This window comes from Elusimicrobiota bacterium (assembly GCA_041658405.1).
Classification (GTDB): domain Bacteria; phylum Elusimicrobiota; class UBA5214; order JBBAAG01; family JBBAAG01; genus JBBAAG01.
The window spans coordinates 1-5,388 of the sequence record JBBAAG010000121.1 but is presented as its reverse complement, the minus strand read 5'-3'; the positions used below and the strand labels follow the sequence as shown (position 1 = coordinate 5,388).

Below are 5,388 nucleotides of genomic sequence, written 5' to 3'. Positions count from 1 at the left end.
CGAGGCATTTGCTCACAGAAATTTAAGGTTTGCCAATGGCGACGAAAAATTAGTTATTCAGCCCGGCGAAGGGCTGGCGATTTTAAGTGAAGCCGCGGGCGATCTTAACCAACTGGTAAGGTGGGCTGTGGAGTGGCAAGAGACAGCAAGTGCCCCAACTACAGCAGGAGAGTACATGATGAATTATCCCAGAGTGGAATTGGCGGCTGCGGCAAATGCCAAGTACCATACTTTTTTTAACCCGTCCGGTTCGGGCAAAACAACGGTGGTTAGAAGATTGGGAATTTACGTAGATGCGGACGGTACTGCCACTTCCCAGCCGATTTCTATAAGAAGAATTAGCGCTGCTTCCGGAGGGACTGCTTTAATTTCCGCGGCTAATATTCCAAAAAAACATACCAGTACGCCCAATTCGGTTATGGAGTTAAGGTATAACAATGTTACTGCCACGCTTTCCGGGGGTAGTACGGACGCGCGTATAACTTCGCTTATTGGTCCGGGCGCGGCGGCACAAGCAATGCGGAGTCAAAAAGAAATTGTTTTTGCCACGCGCGGGGATTTAATTTTAAAAGAAGGGCAAGGTATTGCTCTTTATACCGAACTGGCGGGCGACCTTGACCAATATGTTAAATTTTTTGTTGAGTGGCAGGAAGTGGCAAACGTCGACGCGCCCACAACGGTAAACGAGTATTTAACTTCTATAGGGATGAATTCCGGTGTTACTAACAGCGGTTATGTTTATTCGGCATTTTACAATCCGCCGACCTCCGGCACTACCACTTTAATTAAAAGAGTACATATAAGGGTGGATAGCGCTGCTACTGCCACCAGCGTGCCTTTTTCTTTAATGCGCATTAGTACTTCTTCGGCAGGCTCGCTGGTAACAGCCAGCGATATTCCCGCAAAAAATACCAGTAGCGGAAGTTCGGTAATGGAAATTAGAAAAACAGGGGTTACCGTAACTTATTCGGGAAGTACGGAGAGGCTTATTGGGGTTAGCGCCCCCAGTGTGGTAACTGCCGTAGTAGGTCCTGCTTTAAGCGGTCGCGCGGAAAGGACTTATACTTATAATTCTTCCTCAACCCAGGAAAGTTTAGTCCTTAAGCCCGGAGAGGGGATAGCTTTAAGGCAGGAGACAGCCGGGTTTACCGGACACCGGGTATTTTTAGAGGTAGAATGGCAAGAAGTTCCCAATGCCAGCGCTCCGGCGGCGGCCAATGAATTTGTTTTTTCTACTCCGGAAATTGTAGGAGCCCCTGCCGCAGTTAAGCCTAACTATGTATATGGCACGCTTTATAACCCGGCTGATTCGGGGAAAAATTATGTTGTCCAAAGAATGGAAGCCAGGGTTCACGCCACCACATCGGCTGTTTATGTGTCCGCTTCTTTTAGGCGCATTAGTACTTCTTCCAATAGTACATTAATTACCGCCTCTAATATTGGCAAAAAAAATGCTTCCAGTACGGATTCAACGGCTCAAATTAGGCATAGCGGAACAACTGTTTTGTTTTCCGGAGCCACCACTTCCCGTTTAAGTTCCGTCATTACCCCGGGCGCCAATAACCAAGCAAACGGCCTTGAACAGACGACAATTAACACGGATGATGAATTGGTTATTAAGCCCGGAGAAGGAATTGCTTTTTATCAGGAGGCGGGTGCCGACGTTGACCAAAAGTATTTTTTCCAAGTGGAATGGCGTGAAGATTCAATTTCTGTTTCTGTTTCTGTTTCTGTTTCCGGCACGGTTTACGGTACTAATGAAACCTCGGCTTTGCAGGAGGCTCTGTCCATAAAACTGGCAGTTGGGGATTCCACTTCTTATTCTGCAAATACTTCAGCCGCTGACGGTACGTTTACTTTTTCCGGGGTTACTCAGCCGTCTGACGGTACAGTATTAACTGTTTGGCTAAATACCACACTGGCAACTTCTTCCAGCTTGGTATTTAAGTATGGATCTTCTTGTAATGGCGGTAGTGGTAATGATTGCACGGGTTTGAGTTTGTACCAAAATCGCGTGAGTATAGACAATAAACATACAGGCAGTATGGCAATTAGCGATTTGACCGCGTGCAATAATAGTTCAGGCTCTGCCTGCAGTGATACTGATATTGGTTTTGTTGCAACCACTACCCCTTCGGCTTCCAGCACTTTAAGCTGGCTGGTAAATATTTTAAAAGTGATGGGTGGCGCTACCTTTGCGCCGGGAGGAAATCTTAGTGCCCAAAAACTTTCTGTAGCCGGAACATATACCGGCGACAGCGAAACGATTACTTTGTCGGAAGGAGGTACTTCTACAACTTGCACGGATGCCAGCCAAACCGCGCTTTGTGTTTCAGGCACCTTCACGCCCAATTCCAATACGGTAAAATATACGGGAACCTCTGCGGCGAATATTCCCGCTTTAACTTATAATAATTTGGAACTTTCGCCTTCCAGTGCAGGTAGTCCTACGTATACTTTTGCCAGTGCTACTGCTACGCCTGCCTCTTGGTACAACTCTTCTTGGAATTATAGAAAAGCTATTACAATAGATAAAACCAAAGTATCCACAGCCAGTGGTACTGCTTTGTCCAATTTCCCGGTTTTGCTCCATGTGGCAGGGGATGCTAACTTAAAATACACAGGAAGCGGGGGAAATGTGGCAAGCAGTACCGGCGGAGATATTTTAATTACTTCTTCGGACGGTACCAGTTTGCTTAACTATGAAATAGAAAAATATTCTTCTTCCACCGGAGAGACCATAGCTTGGGTAAAAGTACCAACCCTTTCTACTACCACAGACACTACTTTGTATATGTACTATGGCAACGCCAGCGCGCCCTATAATGCTACTACTACGGGGGTTTGGGATGCAAATTATAAAGGAGTTTGGCATTTTGGTGACAGTTCGACGCTTAATCTCAAAAATTCTGTTACGGGGGTTGATGGTACTAACAGCGGAGTGGCGGCCATAGCTGGCAAAATAAGTGGAGCGGCTTCATTTATGGATGCGACAGATATTTTTACTACCGATATTAATGGGAATTATTCCTCAATCACTATTGAAGCGTGGGCATATCAGGGTGGCGGCGGCGGTTCAAATTTACCAAGAATTATAGAAAAACGCGCAGTATTAGAAGACGCACAAGAAATAACTGTTTACCTAAACTCTGGTCTGGCCTCTAACAGTAATTATCAAGTAGGGACCAGATGGAACGGAATTGATGTTAGTTGGTATACCACTCCTGATGGTGAATTTATAGACAATACAATACAACATATTGCAGCTGCCTACGATGGTAGCTCTACTGCCAATAATGGTTTATTATATTTGGATTCAATTTCTAAGCCTGTACTTGAACAAGGGACAGCTCCTGCTGGAACTCGAGGCACAAACAGTGCCAATTATACTATTGGTAATAGGGCTTATGATTTAGCAAGGTATTGGGGAGGTTGGATTGACGAAGTAAGGATATCGGACACGATTCGCTCAGCTGATTGGATAGCCACGGGATATGCCAACCAAAATTCCACAACCACTTTTTATGCTGTCAATGGACAGGAAACTCCGAGTGCGGGTGTCCTATCAGTGGTAATTAATTCCAATTTAACTATTGGGGACGGCACTAACCCTGTTACCGTAAGCGCTTATACCAATAGCGCTTCTACTACTATCTTGGGAAATTTTACCATTAACGCCAATGCAACTTATGTTGCCGCCAGCACTAGCCCATTAAATTTGGCCGGAAGTTTTACCAATAACGGAACCTTTACTCACTCAAACGGTACCACCACTTTTACTTCCACTTCCGGAACTAAAAATATATCCGGAAATACGACTTTTTACAATTTGGATATTAACGGCAGTAACGGAACGTTTAATTTATACGCAAGCGCTCCTTCCACTTGGTACTCCACCGGTGGCACTTGGAACTACCGTAAAGCCATAACCATAGACAAAACCAAAGTTTCCACTGCCAGTGGCACCGCTTTGTCTAATTTTCCGGTTTTGCTCCATGTGGCAGGGGATGCAGACTTAAAATACACAGGAAGTGGGGGAAATGTGGCAAGTAGCACCGGCGGAGACATTTTAATTACTTCTTCCGACGGTACCACCAAACTTAATTATGAAATAGAAAAATACTCTTCTTCCACCGGAGAGACCATAGCTTGGGTAAAAGTACCAACCCTTTCTACTACCACAGACACTACTTTGTATATGTACTATGGCAACGCCAGCGCCCCTTATAATGCTACCACTACGGGGGTTTGGGATAGTGATTATAGAGGCGTGTGGCATTTTAGCGAAGCTTCAAGTCCTGCGGTAGATTCAAAGAATAGTATTAGTTTGGCTCAAGGCAACGGCACCGTTTTTAACAGCGACGGCAAAATTAATAAAGTTGTAAGCGGCGACGGAGCGGATGATGAATTAACCGCAGCACATACTAGTAACTTGAACATAGCTTCCACTTTAACATTATCGACTTGGCTCAAGTTAGATGATTACGGAGAAACTGGTCCAATTATTCAAAAAAGAGGACAAACTACCTATTGTGATACAAATTATAATTATGGATTTTTTATTGCTCAGACGACCGGTTATCCGATTTTTGAATATGGAGCTTCTTGTACCGGCTTGACTGACGATTCTTCCGCCTTCGGTACCGGTTCGTGGACTTATTTGTCCGTTGTGGTAGATGAAGTTGGCGATACCATAAAATTTTACAGAAATGGTGCAGTAACAAAAACCTTACCTTATACCGGTACAATGCCAGGCTCAGGAACGGGTTCAACCGATGTTTTGGGTTATTCCAATACAGACCTTACCACTTATAATTTAGATGGCTCAATGGATGAATTGAGATTATCTGCCGCTATCCGTTCAGTTGATTGGATAGTAACAGAATACAACAGCCAAAATTCCACTACTACTTTTTATTCCGTAGGCACGCAAGAAAATTATTCAAGTGGGATAGTTGTTGCCAACAATTTGGCGGTTTCTGCCGGTACCGTAACCAGTACCAGTACAATTACTGTCTCGGGAGGTTCTGTGTCCGGAAATGGTACCATAAATATTACCGGCGGAACTTTTAATTTGTCCGGAGCAGGAAATTTTGGAGGAAATACGGGTTGGACCTTTAATAATTTAACGCTTAGCGGGACTGCTTCTACCACATCTGCCGGCACAGGAGGAATAACTGTGGCAGGAACTTTAACCAATAGTGGTATTTTGAGCGCCGGAAGCAAAACTTGGATACTTTCCGGAAGCGGTACGCCGTTTGTACAAAGCGGAACCTTTTACCCCCAAACTTCCACTTTTATTTATTCCGGCACATCCAATGCCACTGTTACCAGCGCCACTTATTACAACCTTTCTTTAGCTCCGGCCGGTACGCCAACATATACCAT

Annotated in this window: 1 protein-coding gene; it reads left to right on the top strand. The window is 44.7% G+C overall.

Going from position 1 to position 5,388, the window contains the following annotated elements; translation table 11 throughout:
• Positions 1-5,388 (top strand): DUF2341 domain-containing protein (locus WC955_12930; protein MFA5859958.1); only part of this gene is annotated, 5,388 nt, incomplete at both ends.